The sequence below is a fragment of the Chthoniobacter sp. genome, from assembly GCF_040003245.1.
Lineage (GTDB): Bacteria > Verrucomicrobiota > Verrucomicrobiia > Chthoniobacterales > Chthoniobacteraceae > Chthoniobacter.
In genome coordinates this window covers 19455-42690 of record NZ_JBDUCX010000016.1, presented here as the reverse complement: position 1 = coordinate 42690, position 23236 = coordinate 19455, and the positions used below count along the sequence as shown (strand labels likewise).

Below are 23236 nucleotides of genomic sequence, written 5' to 3'. Positions count from 1 at the left end.
ATCGATTCCCGGCGCGTGAGGACACGCGCCCCACACCGGAATCAATTCCCCCGCTGAAGTTCTGGCGCGCGGCGCGGTTTTGCCATACCACCACCGGCACCTCCGGCGCGTGACTGAACCCGTAACCTCAAATCCTCAATCCCAATTCGCGCGCCTCTGGCCGTGGCTGGCGGCCGCGTTGAGTGGCGTGCTGCTCACGCTCTGCTTTCCTTCGTGCGATCAAGGCTGGCTGTGCTGGATCGCGCTCACGCCGCTCACCGCCGCGGCCTTCACGCCCGGCGGTCCGTGGCGGCGCGCCGCGCTGGGTTACGTCGCGGGGCTGGTGTTTTTCGCCAGCACGTTTTGGTGGCTGAATTCCCTCGCCGACCTGTACGGCAATCCGTGGCTGCTCAGCCTGCCCCTGTTGCTCGCGCTTTACCTGGGCCTTTATTTCGCTTTTTGGGCGTGGTTCCTGGGCACTCTGCTGGCGGCCTTTGATCCTGCGCGATCCTTCGACCGCTCGATCCGCAATCTCGCGCTCGGAGCCTTGGGCGCAAGCGCGTGGGTGGCGCACGAATGGGTGCGCGAGCGGCTCTTCGGGGGCTTTGGCTGGAACCCGCTCGGCGTCGCGCTGCACCACGACCTGGCGATGATCCAGATCGCGGAGGTGACTGGCACTCCGGGCCTCTCGTGGCTGGTGGCGTTCGCCAATCTCATGGCGGTGATCATCGTGCGGCGCATCGTCGGTGAACTCGGTCCTCACTTTTCCCGCCGCATCCGCTGGGAGTTCAGTTTCACGATGGCGCTCATCGCCCTGGTCTTCGCCTTCGGCATCCGGCGGCTCTTGCATCCCGAGGCCGTGGAAAGTTTCCCGCTGCGCGTCGTGGCGGTGCAGCCGAATATTCCGCAGGAGGACAAATTCGATCACGACGCCGAGGAGCATGTGCTCGCGCAATTCGAGCAACTGACCAAGCTGGCCATCCTCACCGAACCGCCGCCACAGCTCGTCCTCTGGCCGGAATCCGCCATGCCGCGCGGCATGTTTTCCAGCGAGCGCAATTTCCACTTCGTGATGGACCTGGCGAAGCAGGGCGATTTCGCGCTGCTCCTCGGCAGCGTCGATTTCGACATGGATGCACGGGAGGATTACAACACCGCGTTGCTACTCACGGGGCGCGGATCCGGGCACCAAAGTTATCGCAAAATGCACCTGGTTCCTTTCGGCGAATACCTGCCGCTGCGGCCGCTCTTCGGTCGTTTTCTCGGCGAACTGGTTCCCGGGGATTTCACGCCGGGTCGCGAATACACGCTGCTGCATATTCCGGAGCCGTCCACCGATCTCGGCGCGCTGGTGTGCTTCGAAGACACGCTCGGGGAACTCACGCGACACTTCGCGCTGCACGGGGCGCAAGTGCTGGTGAATATCACCAACGATGGCTGGTTTGGAAAGACACCCGCGGCGGAACAGCACCTGGCCAACGCCATCCTGCGCGCCGTGGAAAACCGCCGGCCGTTGATCCGCTGCGGCAATACGGGAGTGACCGCCGCGGTGCTGCCTTCCGGACAGGTGGAGAATTGGCTGCCGCCGTTTCAGCAAGGCTTCGCGGCCCGCGAGGTGCGCGTACCCGTCCATGGACGCACCACCTTCTATACCCGCTACGGCGACTGGCTGAGCGATCTGTCGATCGGGCTGACGCTCGGGGCGCTGGCGTTTACCACTGTTCGCAAGATTCGCTCGAAAGCAGGGCGCTGATCCCGCCGTAAACGGCGATGAGAAAGAGAATGAATAACATGGGGTGTTGCCTCCTACTTATGAATCGAAGGTGGTACGGCGGGTGGATGCTTTGGGGGCGACCGTATTACCACGAGCACGCCCTTCCCAACTGTCATCCTGAGCTTGCCGAAAGCCGAGCGCAGGATGACAGACCTGTTTTTTTGGAACGCTGTCGCGTGAAGCGATGCGCTTTATCAAATCAACGACTTCACTTTTCCCGGCGGAATTCAAAGGCAAGAACCGGCGTTCCTGAGTAATATGATCCGGTAGAAAACAGACGGCCGCTTGATTCGCAAATCATGACCCACATCCAACGCACCCTCGCGAAGATCGACTGGCCGCGTGTCGCCGAAGACATGCACGCGAAAGGTTTCGCGCACGTGTCCGGCGTGCTCACCGCGGACGCCTGTGGACGATTGATCGCGGACTACGACCAGCCGAAGTTCTACCGCAAGACGATCACGATGGAGCGGTACCGCTTCGGCCTGGGCGAATACAAATACTTCTCTTATCCCCTGCCGGAAGTTCTCCAGACGATTCGCGAGACGGTGTATCCGCAGCTCGCGCCCATCGCGAATCAATGGATGGAATGGCTGGGACTGGAGAAGCGTTTTCCCAGCGCATTTGCCGAGCTCCAGGCGCTGTGCCACCAGGCCGGGCAGGACAAACCGACGGTATTGATCCTTCGCTATGGCGAGGGCGGGCACAACACGCTGCACCAGGATTTGTATGGAGAGATTTTCTTTCCCATCCAGTTGGTGCTCTTCCTGAATGAACCGGACGCGGACTATACCGGCGGTGAATTCGTGCTGATCCAGCAATCCCCGCGGGCGCAGTCGAAGGCCATCGTGCGGCGCCCGAAGCGCGGGGACATGCTGCTCTTTACGACGAATTTTCGGCCGGTCAAGGGGGCGCGTGGATACTATCGCGCCGGCATGCGGCACGGCGTGAGCGAAGTGCACACCGGCCAGCGGCACACGCTCGGCATTATCTTTCACGACGCCCTTTCTTGAGGAGGTCCGGTGGGTGCTTGGCAAGGCCCTTGGATTGTGAGAGCGTATACGTGTGATTTCGCAGAAGCTCATCGACTTCGCACACCATCGGGAGGCCGACTGGATTGACGTCCTGTCGCGGGAGTTGCACGTGCTCGTCGCCTCGAAATTGCGCGCGGATTCCAACCTGCTCGGCATCCCGCTCTACAACCTGCGTATCTGGAAACGCACCGCGACTCCCGAGATGAAGCTGCTGATCCGGCGCTGGAAGCTGATCCTCATGACGTGGTCGCCCGAGGAGATCATTGATTTCCTCACCTCCGATACCGCCGAAGCGCGCACCCTGCGGCGCTGCAGCCCCTTCTGCGGCGTGCTCACGCCGCAGGAAATCGCGGCGGTCTGGCAGGCTTCCAACGGCCCGACGAAAATGGCGTGAGCTGGCCATGAGGGCGTGGTTCGTGATTGCAGGGTTGGTGATGCTGACCACGCTCCAGGGCGCTTCGGCGGTGGATTTTAGTACCGTGGAATTTGCCGGGAAGACCTTCACCGTCTGCCGCGTCAATGTCCGCAAGGAGCATCTCGAACTTTACCATCGCGATGACACCGGCCAGCCGTTCAAACGGTTCGACCGCCTCACCGCGTGGCTGCTGCCGCAGGGCAAAAAGCTCGTCTTTGCGATGAACGCCGGAATGTATCACGCGGACTTTTCCGCCGTCGGTCTTTTCGTGGCGGGTGGGCAGCAACTCGTGCCACTGAATACCGCGAGCGGCGAGGGCAACTTCTTCCTCAAGCCGAACGGTGTTTTCGTTCTCACGGCCAGCGGCGCGCGCGTGATCGAAGCATCCGAATATCCCAACCTCCACGAGCGCGTGGTCCTCGCGACCCAATCCGGACCGTTGCTCGTGCACAATGGTCGGTTGCATCCCGCCTTTCGCGAAGGTTCGGAATCACGTCTCGTGCGCAACGGCGTCGGCGTGCCTTTGCCTGATGCCGCCATCTTCGTGATGAGCGACGTACCGGTGAACTTCTACGAATTCGCCACGTTCTTCCGCGATCGATTGCACTGCCCTGACGCGCTCTTTCTCGACGGCACCATCTCCAGCGTCTACTCGACCGAACTCAAGCGAAACGATTTTCGGATGGACCTCGGACCGATCATCGGGGTCACCGAGTAGAGTGATTTCTGCCGCCCCTGCCGGGGCGGATCCTTGGCGTGGATATTTCCGGTGGCTGACGCCGACCGGCTAATTTCCGCCGGCCCTTCGGGCCGAGGAGGCCGGCGCAAAAGCGGTGAATGCTAGTTCCCAGCACCGACGGCGCGGTGCCCTCCAGCGCGCCATCTGCGATTCGGATACTGACTACTGACTACTGATTCGGGCCGACACGACAGGCGGACAATCAATTCCGCCACACCAGCCAGCCCATGCCGAGATTCGCGGCGAGGGCGATGCCGAGGAAGGCGCCACCGAGCCAGGTGGTGAGCTTGCTCCAGGCGGCGTCAGCGGCGGCCACGGGCACGGACATGGGCACGGTCACGATCTGCGCGCCGATGATGTCGTCGAGTTTCCAGCCGAAGCCATTGGCCGAGCCGTAGAGCTTGAGCATCTCGGGCGGCGCCTTGTCGGGCGTGCTGTGGCAGGTGAGGCAGCTCACGTTACCGACGCGCAACGGACGGGCGAGGACGAACGCCTTGCCGGTCGCGGAGTCGCGGGCGCCGACGTATTCCGTGAGTGTGTCGGTGGTGCGGAATTTATTGACGACATCCGTCTCCCAATCGGTGCTGCGATTGCGCGGGTTGGTCGGGTTGAGCGTGGCTTCCTTGTAGAAGTAATCGGGATATTTCGAGTTGAGGTAGTGCGAGATTTCCGTGGCGGCAAAGGCCGGCACCGATTGCGGGTGAAACTCCGTGTCCATCATTTCCTCGGGCTTGTTTTTGACGGAATCGATCAGTTGCTTCTGAGCGTCGATCACCTTCTGCTGCCCGAGCATGTAGGCCTTCTTGGCGCTGTTGTAATGGACGTCCTTGGGGATGGCGGCGTCTGCTTCTTTCGGCAATTCCTCGATGGTCTTCTGGAACTCGGAGATGGCCGCCTGGAGCTTGAAGTTCTTGTGCTGGAGCAGCGGGGCCACCTGCTTGGTGGTGTAAATGCGGCTGGAACTGGCCGTCTCCATGATGAGCCGCGCGATCTGCGCCACTTGCTCGCGCGCGTTGGCCTCGAGAAGGTCGCGCGAGATATAGGCGATCCCCGCCAGGACGACAGCGAGGAGTGGAAGAAACACGAGGTTGAATTTCAGCAGTTTCATAATTTAGCGGCTGCCCGCATCGGTGGCGATGACGCAGCGGAAGCCCACGTCATCCTCCCGGAAGCTTGGGTCGAACCCACGGCGGTAGGAAGAAAGCATTTCATCCTGTTTCGAAGTGGCCCAAGAGCCCCCGCGCAGCACACCCCAGCGCGGGTTGGCTTTGCCGAAGGCATCCTGGCACCATTCCCACACATTGCCCCCGAGGTCGGAGACGCCGCGTTCATTGGGCTTGTAGCCGGGCGCCGGGCACGTGCGCGGAAAGGTATCGTGGTAAAACGAGATCGTCGGCCAGTTGTCGGGCGCGCCCGCCTTCGCCTCGGAGCCCGCATAGTTGCCGCCATCGGCGGGCGGCGGGAAGCCGCGGCCCCATGGATAGACGCTCTTGATTCTGCCGCTGCGCTCCTCGGGCGTAGAGCCGGTTTCGTTCTCGAGACCCACGGCCTGGCTCCATTCGCGATCAGTCGGCAGGCGGTAGAACTGCGCGGCGGTCAGGGCGCCCGCGGTCCGTTCCTTGTCGGTCAGCCATTTGCAGAAATAGTTCGCGTCCTCGCGCGAGATGCCCACCACCGGGTGCTCGGGCGATTGCATGAATCCCGGGTTCATCCAAGTGTGCCCGTGGTCCTTGAAGCCGTCCTTTTGCAGCGAGTCCATACCGCCGGTGGCGTCGTATTTCCTGGCTTGGACGAACGCCTCAAAATCGCGCACGCGCGTCTCCACGGCCGCCATCCAGATGTCATCGATCGGAACATAGGTCATGCCGAGGCTGTTTTTCCACGGCTTCCCGAGTTGCGGCGGCTGGCGGGGAGCGGTGACGACCGGGCCCTTGCCGGGCAACGCCGGTGGCGTGACGGACGGGATCTTCGGCGCCGATTTGTTGTCGGGAAAAAAGGCAATGCCCAAAATCAAAAGGACGATCACGCCGACAGCGACGGCGATGATGGGCAGGTAATTGCGCGGTCCGTGCACCCGGGCGGTATCCGCTTCGGCAAGGCGACGGGAAGACGGCGGCGCGGATCGCGCCGGGGCCGGCGGAACGGATTTAGCGGCAGGTTTCGGGGCAACCCGCGGCGTGGGCACGGAGGCCTTGGCGGTAGCCGCGTCCTGCACCGGCATGGCGACGGTGGGGCGTTGCGTGTGATCCGCCGCAGCCGCACTGAGCTGGCCCACGAAATCCTGCGCGGAAGAAAAGTGATCGCGCCCGCTGAGCGCGCGGCGCAACACGGCGTTGCCTTCCTCGGAGACATTGGCCAGCGGGCCGGATGCGCCCGGTTTGCCACCGAGCAGATCGTAGGCGATGGCGGCCAATTGCGCGATGGCCATCGGACGGCAGGCATCGCGCGCCCCGACCATCGTCCGCTCCGCACTGGCGCTCAGTTCATCGATTTCATCGAGGCCGCCCAGCGGATCGAGTTTCACCACGAAGACCGGCCATTCAGCGATCGGGCAACGCAGAACCAATTGTTCATCGGACTCGCTGAATCCCTCGGGAAAATGGATGAGCACGTCGCGCAATTCCAGGGCGAGACGCACGCCGATATCGCGCGCCGCATCGATCGCCGGGGCGATCTGGCCGAGCAGCGAGAGGGTCTCGCGCAGCGTGAGCTCGTGCCGCGCCCGCAGCAACTCGAGGAGCGAAAAGCCCTCGAGCCATTCCGAGACGACATAGCCGAGGGAGCCCGTGCGTTCGGTGGCGAGCACGGCGGTGAAATTCGGATAGCTGGCGCTCTGCACCTGAGCCGCCTGCTCGCGCACGGCGGTGAAGGCCGCGGTCGTACATTGGATCACCTTCACCCGCACCCGCCGCTTCTGCTCGATGTCCTCGGCGTGAAACTGACGGCCGGGATTGGCGGGATCGAGGTCTTCGATCAATTGATAACGCGAGCTCAACACGGAACCGGCGCCCGGCTGCGGCTGGGGAGTGGCCGTGGCGGTCAGGCCGATGGTTTGCGACGCCTCGTCGAAGGTCATCGTCGCGGGCTCATTCTCCGGGGAGCGGCTCGCGTCCTCGAGGATCTCGATGCTGCGCTTGAGTTCCGCGCGCAGTTCCTGCGGCGACTGGATGCGCGCGTCCACGTCTTTCTCCAGCATCTTGCGCAGCACATTGACGACGGACGTGGGAAGCACCGCGAGCGATTCGAAAGCCGGCGGCTTGTCGAGATGCTGGGCGATGACGCTGGCTACCGAGCCCATGAAGGTGGGCTTGCCGGTGAGCATGAACCAGAGCGTGACGCCGAGCGAATAGATGTCCGACCGGATATCCTCGGAGCGCTGGTCGAGCTGCTCGGGGCTGGCGAAATAGGGCGTGCCGACGAAACCGGTGGAGGTGAGCGCGCCGGCGGTGGAGCCGATGAGCGCGTTTTTCACCAGGCCGAAGTCGATGACCTTGGCGATCAATTCCCCATCGTCCTCCCGCACGAGCATGATATTCGAGGGCTTGATGTCGCGGTGGATGAGGCCTTGCTTGAGCGCCGCGACGAGCGCCGCAGCGACCTGGCTGGCGATATCGAGTGCGACCAGGGGAGGCAGCGGCCCCTCGCGCTTCACGCGGGCATCGACCGTCTCGCCCTCGATGAATTCCATCGCGTAGAAATAGGAGTCGCCGCACGAGCCGAGGTGAAAGACCGAGGCGACGTTGCGATGGCGGAGCTGCGCGGCGGCGCGGGCCTCGCGCAGGAAGCGCTCCTCGGCCGTCGGATCGTCGAGATGCGCCGCGCTGATGACCTTCAACGCGACGTGGCAGTGCAGGTTGGTATCGACGGCCTTGTAGGTCACGCCCATGGCGCCATGACCCAACTCCGCGAAGGAGCCGTCCTGGTTTTTCAGGAGCTCGTAGTGCTCGAATTTCTCCGGTTGAGGCATCGGGTGACGGGATTGACCGGGCGGAAAGCTAAGGCCTTCTATGTATTCCGGCAATCATTGAGCTTGGGGGCGTTACACAGGGCGTTCAGGGAAAAATCGGGTCGACCGGGGATCGACCGGCGGGCAAAAGCAAAAACTTTATCGAGGCGAGGGTCATCGGTGGCGCTGTCGCATCCGGTATGGGATGGGTGCGATTCGGTGCGATTTCCAGTGTAGCGTGGCCGCGCCCAGCTCCCGCGCAGTCCGGCGTTAGGGGGCGACGTCGCTTTTCCATCAGTAGGGAAATCGAGAAAATCATGGGTATCGAATCGGTTTTGCATGTTCGTGCCTCTCAGCCGCTCCCCTCAGACAGGGTTTTCGTCCCGCTCCAGATCATTCTGCCTCTGCATCGGCTTTCTATAGCCCAACGGCTGGCAGAAAGCAAAAATCCGCAGCAAAGGGGTCGGACTCCGGGCCGGAGAACGAGGCGCGCTGCGCCATCGCCTACTTGATTGGGACTTCGCGAATGATGGGGATATCGATGAGAGGGCCGATCTTGAGCACAAATGTTTGCTTGGTATCGATATTGACGAGTGTCAGTTCCGAGTAGTCTGCATCGTCATCGTCCTGAGGACGTCCATGCGGCCCCGAGAGATATTTAAAAGTCTGTAGCTTGAGTCTCGTGCCGAGGATCATATCTCCCAGCTTCAAGAACGAAGCGGGTTGTTTCAGGTCAACCGTATGGATGAGAAAGGAAAGCGTATCCGGTTTTTTCGGGTCGCCTTCGTATCGCTGGAGAAACAGACGGAATGGAATTCGTTCGAGCCTCATCCCGGGATGCGCGGGTAAAGGCGGTGCGTCCGCAGCAGATCCGCAAAGCGCAAAGGCAACGATCAGGAGAAGGCAAATCGAAGAAGCGAAATTCAAAATCAAACAACCAGGTGAGGGATCAAATCAGCGCCGCCGAATGCTGCTCGCGCCGGCAATGTTTTTCTTCACCGATTTGACCTCGCCCGCATAGGTGAGCGAGCAGGCGCCGGTGAGGTTCGCCGTCAACGCTTCGTCGACCGCGACGTCCCCGGTGGAAGCTCCCACAAGGGTGACCTTGGCGGTTTTTGCCTGCAGGCCGGAGGCCTTGAGCTGGCTGGCGCCCGTCAGGTTGGCGGTGAGGTCTCCCACGCTGCCGTCGATATCCGCCGCGGAGGCGCCGGTGGCTTCCACCGACAGAGAATCTCCCGTGAATTTGCTCACCCCGAGATGCACTGCGCCGGTGATATTCGCCTTGTCGATGGTGCCACTGGCGACGGTGATCTTGATGCCCTTCGTGGGTTCGAGCGATCCGTTGTAGGAAATCTCGAGCGTCTTTCCCGAAACCTCCGTGTGGATTTCCGGCAGGAGATTCTGATCAGTCGTAATCGTCAGCGCAGGCGGACCGCTGGCCCAGCGGATGTCGAGCGCGCCGGACGCCTTGATCGAGGTGAACTCGGCAATCGAGCGGTTTTCAGGGGTAATATTCCCATCGCCCTTGATGGTATGCGTCCGAACTGAGCAGCCGCCCAAAACCGCGGCGGTGGCGAGATGCCGAACAGCAGAGGAGAGTTTCATAACGGGGTTCCTTTCAAATACTAACTGTACTTCGCGCTCCGGGAAAGAGTGGGTCGTGTCGTAATTTAGACCCTGGAGCCCTCAAGGCAAATGAACCACGAAGACACGAAGGCACGAAGATATGGCAAGGGCATCGCCACCCATGACGGCAAACACATCATCCCTTTGTGCCTTGGTGCCTTCGTGGTGCAGTCCGCCGCTACTCGAAGCGGATGGCCGCCGAGCGGCCGTGGGCGTCGAGGCCTTCGATTTCGCTGAACTTGGCGATCGTCGGGAGTGATTTCTTCAAGGCCTTGGCATCGAAATTCACGAGGCTGGTGCGCCGCTGGAACATATCGACGGTGAGGCCGGGGAAGGCCTTGCCCGCCCCGCCGGTGGGCAGCGTGTGGCTGGGGCCCGCGAGGAAATCGCCCACCGCGACCGGCGAGAAGCCGCCGAGGAATATCGCGCCCGCGGTGTGAATGCGCGCGGCAATCTTGTCCTCGTCTTTCGCGATGATCGCGATGTGCTCGGGCGCGAAATCGTTGGCGATCTCGACGGCATCCTGGAGGGACTTGACGAGGATGAGGGTGCAACCGTTTTCCAGCACGCCGGCGAGGTGATCCTGGCGGCTGAGCGTCGCAAGTTGCTTCACGATTTTTGACTCCACGTCCTTGAGCAATTTGGCCGAGTTGGTAACGAAGATGATCGCGCTGCCTTTGCCGTGCTCGGCTTGCGCGAGGAGGTCCGCAGCGATCCACGCGGCCGTCGCGGTGGCATCGGCGAGGACGAGGATTTCGCTCGGCCCCGGCAGGAGGTCGATGGCGACGTGGCCGAAGACCTGGCGCTTGGCCTCGGCGACGTAGGCGTTGCCCGGGCCGAAGATCTTCTGCACCGGCTTGATCGTCTCCGTGCCGTGGGCCAGCACGCCGATAGCCTGCGCGCCGCCCACGCGATAGATCTCCGTCGCCCCGCAATACTGAAGCGCGTAGTGCAACGCCTCATTCACCTGCCCGTCGGCATCGGAAGGCGTGGTGACCACGATCTCCGGCACGCCGGCCGCGGCGGCGAGCGTCACGGTCATTACCGCGGTCGAGACGAGCGGTGCGGTGCCACCGGGCACGTAAATTCCCACGCGCCGAAAGGCATCGAAGCGTTCGCCCACCAGGCCGCCCTGCGCGTTTTTCATCGTCCAGTTTTCGCGCAGGCTTTTGCGGGCAAAGGCGAGCACGTTGGCGTGCGCGGTGGCGATGGCCTGCTTGGTGTCGCCGTCCACCTTGGGCTTGCCGGTCAGCCGCAATTGTTTGGCGGTAAGACGCGGGCCGCCGAAGCGCTCGGTGAATTCCAGGAGAGCAGAGTCACCTTCCGCGCGGATGGCATCGATGACGTCCTGCACGACTTTGCGCACCTGCGGGTGCGGCTCGGCGCTGCGTTTCAAGGAGCGAAGCGAAGAAGAGAAGCCGGGGCTGTTGTAGCGGAGGGTACGCATAGGAGTGGGGCTGAGGTTCTAAATTCGTTACCGGATTTTTGCAAAGCCGCTTCTTACGGGAGGGAGGGCGGCGTCTCCCCGGAGGTCATCCTGAGCGGAGTGTAACGGAGTCGAAGGACCCCGTGGAATAACCAGCGACAATCGTTGGTCAAGCGACGGGATCCTTCGCCTCCGCTCAGGATGACCGCGAGGAGAAGGGCTTTCCCCCAACCCACCCTACGCCTGCCCGTCGAACTTGAACAAAAACGCCTCCGTGGCGTTGTCCTGCGGATAGAAAAGTTTCAGCGCGCCGTCGCGATTGGGCACGTCGACCGGCACCGCTTTGCTCGCGCGGCGGCAATGGACCTGGTGAATGCCGAGATGATCGCGCGCGTAAAGTTCGCCCCAGATCTCCGCGCGAATGGCCACCTTCATTTTCGTGACGAGCATCTCCGTCAGGGCCGCCTGCTCATAGATCTCATATTTCACGCCGTGTTTCTCGTCCTGCTTCGCGTAGTCGAGCCCGTTGCATTCCTCCAGGCTCGGCAGCGGCTTTTCCGTGTAGGTCGACTGGATGATGCCCACGCGAATCCGCGGATCGAAGCCCGCCTCGCGGCTCGCCCGCGAGAGCGTATTGATCGCCACCCGCAGCCGGCCAAAGGGCGGCACTTCCACATTGAGATAAACGTGATCGATCTTCAGCGGGTCCTCGGACTCCTCGACGGCCACCGTGTAAGGCACTCCCCGCACATGCACGAATTTCGCCGGCGAGGTGCGAATCCGCTCGAAGAGGAGCGCGCGGGCGTCAGGACGTCTGGCCATTGCGACTGGTTCCTACCACCGAGCGGCCGGAGCGTCCTCGCTTCGCCTTGCTGAGATCGGTGCGGTGTTCGATTTTCTCCACCTTCCCGTGCTTGAAATATTGTTCGCGCAATTTGCCGTAGAGCGCGTCGCGCCGGTCGTAGAGGCGCTTGAGTTTGCGCGGCGCCGCCTTGCTCAGCGCATAGGCGGTGATGAGCGGCAGCGTGATCGTCGAGTCCGCATAGCACACCACGCAGTCCGGCAGATTCTCCGGGTCGATCTTGCCCCAGCTCACCGCTTCGCCGGGCGTCGCCCCGCTCAAGCCGCCGGTATCAGGACGCGCGTCCGTGCATTGCAAAAAGTAATCGTGCCCGCGCTCCTCGATGCCCATCACCTCCTGGATCTGCGGCTCGGTCTGGAGCATGAAATTCTTCGGTGATCCGCCACCCAGAATGAACACGCTGGAAGTCGAGCCGCTCGACTTCGCGCCGTAAACGATGGCCGCCGTCTGGTTCACGTCGCGATTCACATCGATGAACAATTTCGAATCGCGCAACGCCATCGCGGCGACATTCATGCCGATGGAACTGTCGCCCGGCGAGCTGGTGAAAATCGGCACGCCATATTGATACGCCGCGCTCAGCACGCTGGTTTCCTTGATGCCGAGTTTTTTCTCCCGCTCGTGGACGTACTTGCCGAGCAGGTAGTGAAATTCATCCGTCGCCATCGTGTGCTGAAACTCCGGCCCCTGGATGGCCATGCGCACGAACGCATCCGTATCGAGCAGCACGTCGTAATCGAAGAGCACGTCGTAGATGCGGATGACCCCGTCGCGGCGCAACTCGACGTCATTGAGAAATGGCGAGCCCGCGTAGAGGTGCATGCCCAGCCCGTAGTGCAGGTCGTGGTAAAGATTGGCGCCGGTGGAAATGATCCAGTCCACGAAGCCCGCTTTCATCAGCGGCACGATCGCCGCGCGACCGAGGCCGGCGGGCGTGAGCGCGCCGGTGAGCGACATGCCGACGGTGCCATTGCCCGCGATCATTTTTTGCGTGAAGAGACGGCACGCTTCGGCGAGACGGCCACCGTTGTAGGCCTTGAAAGCAGTGTCGATCAGGTCGGCGACTTTCATGCCCTTGCGGATCGGCTCAGGCAACAGACGCGGGAACTTTTTGTTCAGCGAGCTCATGGAGCGTCTGAGGTTAGCGCCCCGGCAAGACCGGTCAACGTACATTCGCCGCGGATGCCGCATTTATGCGGGTCGGCAGGGTGCGGGGGGAATTCTGAACATCCAACATCGAACACCCAACATCCAATGGCGCAAGCGATTGCAGTGGGCTCTCTGCAATTGGAGGTGGGGCGTTGGATGTTCCCCCTAATGTCCCCCGCTCATCTTCTGCCACTCCGGCAAGTGCCGCGTCAACCACACGAGCTGCACCATGCTCGTGGCATCGAAGAGGCCGTGCGCGATCGCGCTGGGCCACACCGAGCGATGCAGCGACATCATCACGCCGAGCAGAAAGCCGACGATGGTGATCATCCCCGCCGCCAGCATCCCTTGCGGAATATGTGCCGCGCCGAAAAAGAGCGCCGCCACCCCGGCGCCGGCGATACCGCCGCGATTCGACGCGAAAGCGCGCGGCCACACCGAGCGCAACCCCGCGAGAAACGAGGAGCGCCACAACTCTTCCCGCAACCCGCCGACCACAAAACTCACCAAGACCACGGCGAGCCAAAAATAAGCCGGGTCGTGCGTGAGGGCCTGCATGTCCAACAACGTCTCGACTTTCGGGCGATTCTCCTCGGTAAATTTTTGTATCCCGGCCAGGGAAGTCTTGGTGGTCACCATCACGATCGCCATGGCGCACAAAGCCAAGACGCCCACCGCTAAGCGGATCGCCACGGAATAGGCCACCCCGAGGGGCACCACCCAATAGCCCGGCCGCCAGCGCAGCAGCAGATCATCGCGGTTCGCCCGGGATGCCAGCCAGGCGGGCACGAAAAAGACGGCGAAGAAGAGCACTTCAAAGGCGGACACGATGAGCAGCCCGCGCACATTGTGCCCGAGCGCCGGCTCACCGCCACGATTCGACACCCCACCCAACCCGGCCACGAGCGGCAGCGCCGCCATGATCGCCAGGTGAATCCCCCAGCGGATTTTGGAAACCGGCTGGGACGGCGGCGGCAGCGCGTCCACCAGCGCTGACGATGGAGTGAGGGCAACAGGCGATTCGTCGGACATCAGAAAAGAGTTTGGACCCGCAAGGGCCCGCGACAATGCCCGCGCTCGCGACAAAAAGCAAAGAGCGGAAACCGCTGATCGTCATCACCGCCGTTTCGAGTGTCGATTCGGCACCCCGATCCTGGCGTTGGAATCATGTCACCCGCTTCTGCCGGAAATCACCGCGCGGTTCATTGTCCCGGAGGGACGATAGAGATTAGCCGGTCGGCGTCAGCCACCGGACCCCGCGACCAAATAGCGTCAGCCCCGAAGGGGCGGCAGAATTCGGTGAGTACGATTCACGCGGTGATGGCACTCAGCCGCTCATCGATCCGCTGGGCGGCATTCATCAGCAGGCTCTGCCACGGGCAATCGATCGTCCGCATCGGAAATCCGACGCACGGGTGTTCGGTGACGTGACCGCGCGTCCAGCCGAGGATCTCGTAGACGGCATCCACTCCGCGCAGCGCCCCCGCCGAGGCGCTGACGATCTCCCCGTCCTCCAGGCGAATGCGGCCGATCTGGTCATCGGAAAGGAACTCGACGACGGTGGTCGCACGCGTCAGGCACTTGAGTTGCAGGATGTCGGCCGGCGTCACATTTCTCAGGCTGGCGCGAAAGTCATTCTTCCCCTCGCCTTCCGTGGCCTTTTCGAGCGCGGCCCGCATTTGATTGATGAGCGGCTGGAGTTGGAGCGGCTTTTCCAGGAAGTGCAGGACGCCGAGCGCAGAGGTGTGCGCCTGGTGTTCCGGAAGAGGGGTCGCGGTCATCACGATGGCGCGCGCCGTGGGGTGGTCGGTGGCCATCTGCCAGAGAAAATCGAACCCGTTACCATCGGGCAGGCCGATATCCACGAGGAACAGGGCGATATCCAGTCCGGCCGCCCGCTCCGTGGCCTCCGCCAGGCTGCGCGCCCACAGCAGCCGCACGTCCGGCATCTCGTGCATCACTGCGCGTTCGACGATCAGACCCGTGACCGGGCAATCTTCGACCAGAAAGATGATGGGATTCTCTTGGGGCATGTTGTTAATGAATGTTTACCGCACGGTGACAGTAGCACTACGTATGCCACGTAGAGTATTGTGGGTATTTCGCCGGGAGAGGCCCCTAGGAATCGGATCGCCTGTCGGCCCCGACAGACTGTATCGCCTCCTGCACCATGCGCGCCAGTTCGCGGGTTTCCGCCAAGCTAAGCTCCGCCGATTTCCCTTCGTAACTCAGGGGTGACGTGGCGGTGAGATCGAGCAGCGTATAGGCGGCGCCCTGGCCGTGACTTCGACACGCTTGCACACTGAGTCGAAGCTCGATCAACGAAGGCTTCACCACCAGCGCGCCGGGTGAATGGACAATCGTCCCACTCAAGGTGGTCCGGCGGAACCAATCCGCAAAATTCTGAAACGGGGGGCCGGCGGAAGCGGGCCGCCCGCCAGCCATCGGTCGTTCCATTGCGTCGAAATACTCGCCTACCTCCCCCAGCAGCCGCACCAGCTCGCGGGCGTCCGACAAACGAATTTCTATCGGCATGGACTCGTAGCTCAAGAATCCGGTGACCACGAACGTGAGCCGCACAAAAGGAACATCATTCTCCCCACGCCGATAGGCTTGAACGCGGAGCTTCTTCTTAAACAACCCTTTCCCAATCACCAGAGTGCCCGAGAAATAGATCGCCCGGGTCAATCCCGTCCGCAGGAGCCAATCGGAGAGTTTCGGGAACATGGGTAAACAGGAGGCAGCGCGTGATTTACCAGCCAGCCATCAAGAATCGACGCCCACCCCATTTCTTCCCATCCCTCTTATTCCTCCCATTCGTCCTCATTACCGCAGATTCCCCTCCCCATCAAAGGCCATCTCCGCCGCCGGCCCCATGACCTTCGTCCGCGGATTCCGCAGCGCCTCTTCCACCAGATTCTCGGAAACCAGCGTGCGATCCAGGGAAAGGGTGCTCTTGATCCGCGCCAGCCGCACCTTGCGCGGGTCGCCGATCAAGCAGGTCTTGATCGCCGCCTGCACCGCCTGCTGATCGTTGCGCATCACCATGGGAATCTTGCCCACCGTGGCTGTCGTTGAGGTCAGCAGGTTGCAGTAGGTCTCCACGAAGTTGAATTTGCGGAAGACGCGCTCCGTGGTGAAGTCGGCGAGGCCCAGCCCGGTGCCGTTGCCGTCGGAGACATCGGTAATATTGAGCACCGCGATGCGGGTGATGCGCGGGTCGCGCTCGGTGAGCGTCACGTCGGGCGTCGGGTAGCGGCCGACGACATTGGGATCAAAACCCGTGCCGGAGATGTTCTTGCCCACTTCATCGATGAGCAGCACATCCAGCAGTTGGATCGGGACGGTGGGCATGAGCTTACGCGCTTCCTCGAGCAGCCGCGGCTCCTGCGCCTCGATCTCCACCGCCGGGACGATCTCCACCTGGCTGGTTTCGTGATAGGCATTCTCCACCAGGCCCACGCCGAAGAGGATCTTCCCGCTGGCCAGCGTCGCCCGGCACAAGGCCACGAGATTCTGCTCCATGCGCCCGTAACCGAGATTGTGACACGTCTCCGCGCCTTTCTGTTTCCCCACGCCGATGACGATCATCTTGCTTAGCCCGCTCTCGACCTTCCCCCGGAAGGAAGTGTGCGGCTTGATCCGGTTGACGACGATGATCCCATCCGCCGCCGCCGCGATCGCGTCGACATAGGCCGGCAACCCATCCGGCGTCGACCCCACCTGCACCACCTCCATCGTCGCCTGGATCGGCGCACCCATTTTCTCCGCGCTCATCCCCATCCGCTCCAGCACCGCCCGCTGCCCTTCCGGCGTGGCCCCGCCATGACTCCCCATCGCCGGAAAGAGAAAAGGATGCGCCCCCACTTTCTTCAGCTCCTCGATCAACAGCCGCGTGACCAGCGGCAGATTGGCAATCCCCCGGCTGCCCGCCCCCACCGCGATACTCATCCCCGGCCAGATGCCCTCCAGCACCCGCGACCCGCGCAACTTCGCCACGAAAGCCTGCCCCACATCCACCAGCACCGGCCGGTCGAAAGTGGTCTCGATCGGCACCATGCGCGGCAGCGGAATATCCTTCAGCAGCGCATGAATCGGCGAGTCCGCCGGATTGGCAAAATTGGCCGGCAGCCCAGCAGCCGCCGCCGGCTTATCCGCGCCCGGCGCCGCCGCTTCCGCAAAAGCCGAGGTCCCCTTCCCCAGCGCCACGAGCAAACCCGACGAAGCCGCATTGGCCAGAAAAGTTCTCCGGCTGGAGGTGCGGCGGGACTTTTTGTTCATGGGGCAGAGCGCAGCGCAACCTCACCCTGCCCGTTTCGCAGCCGATTGGCAATGCGCGTTCCAGTTCGCTTCCTCTGAATTCCAGCCCCGTGAAATTCTCGCCGAGTCTGTCCGGCCAAAGTGCCTGCGCCAAACTCTAACTGCGGCCCACGGTTCACCGCCCTCCGATGAGTTGGACCACGGATGACACGGACGGGCGCGGATAAAGACCTCCCGCTCCCATTTCTGAATCCGTGCCCATCCGTGTCATCCCCGGTCCTCTCGGGGTCTTATATTTTCATTTGACACCCATTAAATGAGCGTTCATATATGACTAATATGAACAAATTACCACTCAATTCCCGAACCAATCGGACCTCGATCCACCACCGATTCCATCTGCAATCCGCCCCTCATTTACAGAGATGTTCGGGCCAGTTCCGGCTAGTTCGGACTCTAGAAAATTTCGCGGTTCCGACTGCACAACAATAAACGCTCAAATATAAACGCATATGTACACTCGTAACGGCAAAATCGCCCACCTCCCACACGCCATTCGTGAAGAGATCAACCAACGTCTCTGGAACGGCGAAACCGGCCGCTCCATCACCGACTGGCTCAACACCCTCCCCGAAGTCCGCACCGCCATGGAGGCCTTCTTCGGCGGCAGCGAGATCCGCGAACAGAATGTCTCCGAATGGAAACAGGGCGGCTACGAAGAATGGCTCCGCCACCAGGAGGCCCTGGAAGTCGTCAAAATGCTCTTCGAGCAAGGGCAGGAACTGCAGGGTGAGGCCAAGGACTCCCTGCGCGTCAACGAAGCCCTCTCCCTCTGGCTGAGCTCCCGTTTCGTCGTCGCCACCAAGGAAATCGCCGCCCTCGACAGTGAGGCCGCCTGGAAGAAGCAGCGCCAGATGTGCGACGACCTCATGAAACTGCGCCGCGCCGAGCATCGGGCCGCGCATTTGGAATTGCAGCGCCGGGAAGTCCAGATCGAGGAAGAGCGGCTGGAAATGGAACGTTCCGAGGAGAAGCGCCGCGACCGCCAGGCCGCGAACAAGGGGGCCGTCAGCGACGTCCCCGAACCCGAGCCCGACCAGCGCTGGGAAGACATCAGCGACGACGCCAAAATCGCCTGGGCCCGCAAACCGGAGAACCTCGACCGCATCAAACCGCCCATGACCGAAGAGGAGCGCATCGCGCGCATGAAGGAATTTCTCCACATCAGTTGATCCGGGGCAGGGGAACCGCGCAACGCGCGCTTTTTTCCTGTCATCCTGAGCTTGCCGAGCTGAGGCCTTGCGAGACGTCCGCGGTGCCGTGGGGACAACGACCTCCAATATCCCTCCGGCATCTTACGCGTCGTGGTCATCCAATATGTCGGCATTGTCTCTAACAAAGTTGGTGAAGAAGAAGGATATTGGAGGTTTGCCCCATGTTTCCGCAGGCGTCTCGCTGCGCTCGGCTTTCGGCTTCGCTCAGGATGACAATTTTTCGGGCGCCCGCTGGGCGCTACCCTTCCGGCGGCAGATCCAGCAGTTCCATCCCCGCATTCAGCTCCGTGAAGTACTTCCGCGTCCACGCATTCGGAAACAGCACCCCGGGCTTCGCCGCCGCATCATTGGCCAGGCGGCAACCGGTCGGCAGTTTCACCGTCTTGGGATCGACGTCCGCGGCCAGCCAGCGGAAGGCCTCCCACGAAGCGTTCTCCAGCCGCGACGGCGCGCCGTATTCGCTCTCCAGCCGGTACTGCACGACCTCGAATTGCAATGGCCCCACCGCCGCGAGCAGCGGGATCTTTTGCAGGGAATCGCGGAGATCAAACACTTGCATCACCCCTTCCTGCAGCAGTTGCTCCACGCCCTGGCGGAATTGCTTGAACTTGCCCGTGTTCGGATTGTGCAGGAACGCAAAGCACTCGGGCGCAAACCGGGGAATCTCATGAAAAGTGATGCTCGGATCCGTCGTCAGCGTGTCGCCGATGCCAAACTCGCCATGGCCGACGAGCCCGATGACGTCGCCCGCATACGCTTCATCGACCGTCTCGCGCTCCTGGCCGAACAGTCGGTGGGCACTGGCCAGCCGCACTCGCTTGCCGGTGCGCGTGTGCGTCACCGTCATGTCCCGGGTGAATTTGCCCGAGCAGATGCGGACGAAGGCAATGCGGTCGCGATGCCGCGGGTCCATGTTGGCCTGGATCTTGAAGACGAAGCCGGAGAAGGGGCCGTCGAGGGGGACGAGAGCGCCGTCGGTGTCGGGAGCGGAGTGCTTAGTGCTCAGTGCAGAGTGCTCAGTCGGAGATTCCGGCTCGGAGCGCTTACTAAGAACTGGGAACTGAGAACTAAGCACTTTCTTCCCTCGCCGCGGCTGCGGCGGCAGGGAGCGCTCGAGGAAAGCGTCGAGCAGCAGTTGCACGCCAAAGTTATTCGCCGCCGAACCGAAAAAGACCGGCGTCTGGGTCCCGTGATGGACCTTCTCGGCACTGTATTCCACCCCGGCGATGTCCAGCATCTCCAGCTCCTCGACGGCACGATGGTAGTCCGACTCGTCCAGCTTTTCGCGGACCAGCGGATCAGCCAGCGAACCGACCTCGACCGGAGCGCGATAGGCCCCGTGGGGCGTGCGCTCGAAAAGGTGCACGGCCCGTTGCTGGCGGTCGTAGACCCCACGGAAGCCGGTGCCGGAGCCCAGGGGCCAATTGACCGGAAACGCGCCGATGCCGAGCACGCTCTCCAGCTCGTCGAGCAGGCTGAGCGGGTCGCGCGTCGGCCGGTCGCACTTGTTCATGAAGGTGAAGATCGGGACGCCACGCCGCCGGCAGACCTCGAACAGCTTGCGCGTCTGGGCCTCGATGCCCTTGGCGGCGTCGATGACCATGACTACCGCGTCGACCGCCGTGAGAACACGGTAGGTATCTTCAGAAAAGTCCTTATGACCAGGGGTATCCAGAAGGTTAATCCGGTAGCCATGGTAGTCGAATTGCAAAACCGTACTCGAAACTGAGATGCCGCGCTGCTTTTCCAACTCCATCCAGTCGCTGGTCGTCGCTCTCGCATTTTTGCGTGCTGTTACGGAGCCCGCCAACTGGACAGCCCCGCCATACAGCAACAGTTTCTCTGTCAGCGTGGTTTTCCCGGCGTCCGGGTGCGAGATAATGGCGAAGGTACGCCGCCGTTGGATTTCCGCATTCATGAGAAAAGGGCGGGACGATCAGGCAAATCTAGCGGTTACGCAAGCAGTTGCACGCATTAGGCATCACATTTGCTATCTCATTAGCACGTTCCCGTGAACACCCTTCACCCAGTCCATGCCCACTCTCCGAATCAAGCTCCCTGACCAAGGGGAAGTTACGCACGACCTGACGGCGGATCGAGTTTCGGTCGGGCGTCGGCCCGACAATACGATCCAGGTCGTCGATCGGAGCGTCTCGGCGCATCATGCGGAATTGATTTGCGAGGAAGGTCACTACCGGTTGCACGATTTGGGCTCGACCAACCTGACGTTCGTCGACGGCTCGCCGGTCACCGACTTTCACTTGCGGTCGGAATGCCGCATCACTTTCGGGACCGTGCAGTGTGAATTCGATCCCCGGGGCGGCTCGGCGCTGCCCCGCCTTTCGATCTCGCAGATGGAAAAGGACATGGCCTTCATGCGGGGTGAAAACGCCGATTTGCTCGGACAGATCGTGGCCCTGCAACGGCAGGTCGACATCCTGAGCAGCGCCCGTCTCGTGACCAAGAAGGTCGACAACACGCCTTTTGCCGCGTCGAATGACGCCCTCAAGACGATCGTCGCCGAGCGCGACGATCTCCGCCACCTCACCGCCGGGCTGAAGCTCGAGCTGGAAAAACTGAAGGACGAAATCGCCGTCACGAACCAGGAGCGCGATGCCGCCCGCCAGGCCTGCGAACTGATGCAGGCCGAAAAGGTGGCCCACAGCCGCGAGTTGCACGATCTGCGACAGCGGGTGGCGCGCGGTGAAGGCGGCCCGGTGAATGGCAGCCCGCCGAGCCCGGCCCCCAGCGCACCGCCGCCCGAACCATCGGCCGGTGATACCGTGGCCGTGGGCTCGACTGCCGTGATCTCGCGCACCCAAACCGCCAGCGCGCCCCCATCTTCTTCTTCCGCCGCCGGGCAGCCCACCGTGACCCTCCTGACTCCGCCGGAAAACACGGAATCGACCCAGCGCATCACCCTGCCCCTGTCTCCGGCCCTGCAAGCGATCGCCTCGCCCTTGAAGTGCCTGATCATGGCATTGAACCGCCTGTCGACCAATATCAACGATCGGGGCGCGCGCGCCCAGCTCGCCACCCAGGGCAGCAAGCTGGCCCAAGCGGCCTCCGTCCTCGGCAACCACCCTATCCACCGGATCAGTCTCGCGATCGAGCAACTGCTCCAGGAATGTGTCGGCAAGGCGGAGTGCCCGGCGCCAGCCCAAATCCAGACGCTGTCGCAAGCCACGGATTTGATCACCAGCCTGCTGGATCCCCGCCACCACGATCGCGCCAAGGGGCTGCCTCATCCCAAGGTGCTGGCCGTGGATGATGACAACGATCTCCTGCATACCCTGGCCGCCACTCTGGAACTCGCCCAACTTTCAACCACGACCTGCTCGGATAGCAACACGGCGGAAGCGCTGATCGGCAAGGAAGATTATGACCTGCTCCTGCTCGATGAAGGCCTGCCGAATCTCAATGGCCCTACTCTGTGCGACCGGGTCCGCGGACACGACCGCTACCGCAAGACCCCCGTCATTTTCATGACTGTCGCCAACCCGCTCGACCCCCGGGCGCAAGCCAGCCTCAGTGGAGGCAATGATTTCCTTTCGAAGCCGTTTAACACGGCGGAACTGACAGTGAAGGCCGAAACCTGGATCTGGAAGAACCGCCTCGGGTTCCTCTAGGCCGGTTAGTTTACACTGTCACCGCGTTCGTCCCTGTAGTTTATCATTGAGGCGGCGCGGAAATTCCTGTACGCCGCCCGGGAACCGCAGGTTCTCAATTTCGCCTCCGCCATGCAGAAACCCCTCGCTCTTTCCATCGCCGTGTGTCTAAGCCTCTCAGGCTGTCAGGTTTTCGAGAAATCGAAAACTTGGGATACCGTGATGAGCGTCCGTCCGGGCGACTCCTTCCGCCAGGCCGACCCCTCGTCCTCCTACGCCGATAAACTGCACCGCGTGCTGCTCGACCAAGGCGTGGAACATTTCGTGGTGACCTACCAATATCACTACTATACGCATCAGTACGAGGAGGCGCTCGGCACCCGCACTGCGGTCGTTTATCGCGACGATGCCGATTCCCGTTACCCTTGGTGGCTGAAGGACGACCGCACCGCGACCCCGGTCTGGCTGCCCAATGCCGAGATGGACAAGCAGCTTTCCTTCTATTGCCACCGGCCGGCCGAGATCATCGAGAAGAAGCACTATCCGGCGGGTGGTGGCAGCGGAAAAGAAGGAAAAGCGGTGTCCCATCCTCGCACGGCTTTGGTGGAATCCCGCGTGCACGTCGCCCAGCGCCCCCTGCCTGTGACGAAGATCGCACTGGCCAAGCCTGCGCCGACCCACTTCGCCAAGCCGGTCGTTACTTACCATGCGCCGGTGAGCCAAAAGTCCGTCACCACCATCACGACGGCATCGCCCAAGGCGGTCACCAAAATTCAGCACTCCCCGACGGCCGCTGCAGCGCCGAAGGCAAAGCCAGTTGCCGAAATCGCCTCGGGCCCAGCGGCTACGAATCATAGCAACCCTTCCTGGACGCCGCCGACTGTGATCGACCCCGTCGAGCAGGCCTCCGATCCCGCGCCGCGCGACGAACGCTTGGAGAAACTTTTTCGCACCCGCAACGGCACGAGCTACGACCGCACCAGCGCAGTGGATCGCCGGAAGATGGAGCAGCTCAAGCATGGGCTTGTCGGCAAGGAAACGACGGGGGAACGCGCTTTCCGACACAGCATCGACAGTGGACTGGAACGCGGAGTCGACGGGCTGCCGGCGTTCTAATCTTCTCCCACGCCACGTAATATTCACC

Annotated in this window: 19 protein-coding genes; 7 read left to right on the top strand and 12 right to left on the bottom strand. The window is 62.2% G+C overall.

Going from position 1 to position 23236, the window contains the following annotated elements; genetic code table 11:
• Positions 1 to 109 precede the first annotated feature (109 nt).
• From lnt to ABJF10_RS03625, 4 genes are all read left to right on the top strand, one after another.
• Positions 110 to 1732, top strand: a complete 1623-nt coding sequence (gene lnt / locus ABJF10_RS03640) for an apolipoprotein N-acyltransferase (protein ID WP_348543159.1) — start codon at positions 110 to 112, stop codon at positions 1730 to 1732.
• Positions 1733 to 2052: 320 nt separating this feature from the next.
• Positions 2053 to 2766, top strand: a complete 714-nt coding sequence (locus ABJF10_RS03635) for a 2OG-Fe(II) oxygenase (RefSeq protein WP_348543158.1) — start codon at positions 2053 to 2055, stop codon at positions 2764 to 2766.
• A 52-nt stretch (positions 2767 to 2818) separates the two neighbouring features.
• On the top strand, positions 2819 to 3181 hold the full coding sequence (locus ABJF10_RS03630; RefSeq protein ID WP_348543157.1) for a hypothetical protein: 363 nt from the start codon (positions 2819 to 2821) through the stop codon (positions 3179 to 3181).
• 7 nt (positions 3182 to 3188) lie between these two features.
• Positions 3189 to 3920, top strand: coding sequence for a phosphodiester glycosidase family protein (locus ABJF10_RS03625; protein WP_348543156.1), 732 nt, complete (start codon positions 3189 to 3191; stop codon positions 3918 to 3920).
• 223 nt (positions 3921 to 4143) lie between these two features.
• Here the strand turns inward: ABJF10_RS03625 and ABJF10_RS03620 are convergent, their stop codons facing one another.
• From ABJF10_RS03620 to ABJF10_RS03570, 11 genes are all read right to left on the bottom strand, one after another.
• Positions 4144 to 5049: a DUF3365 domain-containing protein gene (locus ABJF10_RS03620; protein ID WP_348543155.1), complete on the bottom strand. Its 906-nt coding sequence runs from the start codon at positions 5047 to 5049 to the stop codon at positions 4144 to 4146.
• Positions 5050 to 5052: 3 nt separating this feature from the next.
• A complete protein-coding gene (locus tag ABJF10_RS03615) occupies positions 5053 to 7908 on the bottom strand; it encodes an SUMF1/EgtB/PvdO family nonheme iron enzyme (RefSeq protein ID WP_348543154.1) in 2856 nt (951 codons plus the stop codon).
• Between the two features lie 483 nt (positions 7909 to 8391).
• Entirely contained in the window at positions 8392 to 8718 is a 327-nt protein-coding gene (locus ABJF10_RS03610; RefSeq protein WP_348543153.1) for a hypothetical protein, read from the bottom strand.
• Between the two features lie 123 nt (positions 8719 to 8841).
• Positions 8842 to 9492 (bottom strand): DUF2807 domain-containing protein, encoded by a 651-nt coding sequence (locus tag ABJF10_RS03605; protein WP_348543152.1) that lies wholly within the window; start codon positions 9490 to 9492, stop codon positions 8842 to 8844.
• A 199-nt stretch (positions 9493 to 9691) separates the two neighbouring features.
• On the bottom strand, positions 9692 to 10960 hold the full coding sequence (hisD, locus tag ABJF10_RS03600; protein WP_348543151.1) for a histidinol dehydrogenase: 1269 nt from the start codon (positions 10958 to 10960) through the stop codon (positions 9692 to 9694).
• A 216-nt stretch (positions 10961 to 11176) separates the two neighbouring features.
• Positions 11177 to 11761 (bottom strand): DUF2278 family protein, encoded by a 585-nt coding sequence (locus ABJF10_RS03595; RefSeq protein WP_348543150.1) that lies wholly within the window; start codon positions 11759 to 11761, stop codon positions 11177 to 11179.
• On the bottom strand, positions 11745 to 12929 hold the full coding sequence (speY, locus tag ABJF10_RS03590; protein WP_348543149.1) for a deoxyhypusine synthase: 1185 nt from the start codon (positions 12927 to 12929) through the stop codon (positions 11745 to 11747). The genes ABJF10_RS03595 and speY overlap by 17 nt, the downstream gene beginning before the upstream one ends.
• 186 nt (positions 12930 to 13115) lie before the next feature.
• Positions 13116 to 13982, bottom strand: a complete 867-nt coding sequence (locus tag ABJF10_RS03585) for a CPBP family intramembrane glutamic endopeptidase (RefSeq protein ID WP_348543148.1) — start codon at positions 13980 to 13982, stop codon at positions 13116 to 13118.
• A gap of 278 nt (positions 13983 to 14260) precedes the next feature.
• Positions 14261 to 14983, bottom strand: a complete 723-nt coding sequence (locus ABJF10_RS03580) for a DUF4388 domain-containing protein (protein WP_348543147.1) — start codon at positions 14981 to 14983, stop codon at positions 14261 to 14263.
• Positions 14984 to 15068: 85 nt separating this feature from the next.
• Positions 15069 to 15677 (bottom strand): hypothetical protein, encoded by a 609-nt coding sequence (locus ABJF10_RS03575; protein WP_348543146.1) that lies wholly within the window; start codon positions 15675 to 15677, stop codon positions 15069 to 15071.
• A gap of 99 nt (positions 15678 to 15776) precedes the next feature.
• Positions 15777 to 17231, bottom strand: a complete 1455-nt coding sequence (locus ABJF10_RS03570) for a lactate racemase domain-containing protein (RefSeq protein ID WP_348543145.1) — start codon at positions 17229 to 17231, stop codon at positions 15777 to 15779.
• Between the two features lie 491 nt (positions 17232 to 17722).
• Here ABJF10_RS03570 and ABJF10_RS03565 point away from each other — a divergent pair, with 491 nt between their 5' ends.
• On the top strand, positions 17723 to 18442 hold the full coding sequence (locus ABJF10_RS03565; protein ID WP_348543144.1) for a hypothetical protein: 720 nt from the start codon (positions 17723 to 17725) through the stop codon (positions 18440 to 18442).
• Between the two features lie 280 nt (positions 18443 to 18722).
• Here the strand turns inward: ABJF10_RS03565 and ABJF10_RS03560 are convergent, their stop codons facing one another.
• Entirely contained in the window at positions 18723 to 20402 is a 1680-nt protein-coding gene (locus ABJF10_RS03560) for a GTP-binding protein (protein ID WP_348543143.1), read from the bottom strand.
• Positions 20403 to 20517: 115 nt separating this feature from the next.
• Here ABJF10_RS03560 and ABJF10_RS03555 point away from each other — a divergent pair, with 115 nt between their 5' ends.
• Together ABJF10_RS03555 and ABJF10_RS03550 are read left to right on the top strand one after the other, a co-directional pair.
• Complete coding sequence (locus ABJF10_RS03555; protein WP_348543142.1) at positions 20518 to 22113, top strand: response regulator; 1596 nt, start codon at positions 20518 to 20520, stop codon at positions 22111 to 22113.
• 111 nt (positions 22114 to 22224) lie between these two features.
• Positions 22225 to 23208, top strand: a complete 984-nt coding sequence (locus tag ABJF10_RS03550; RefSeq protein ID WP_348543141.1) for a hypothetical protein — start codon at positions 22225 to 22227, stop codon at positions 23206 to 23208.
• Positions 23209 to 23236 lie beyond the last annotated feature (28 nt).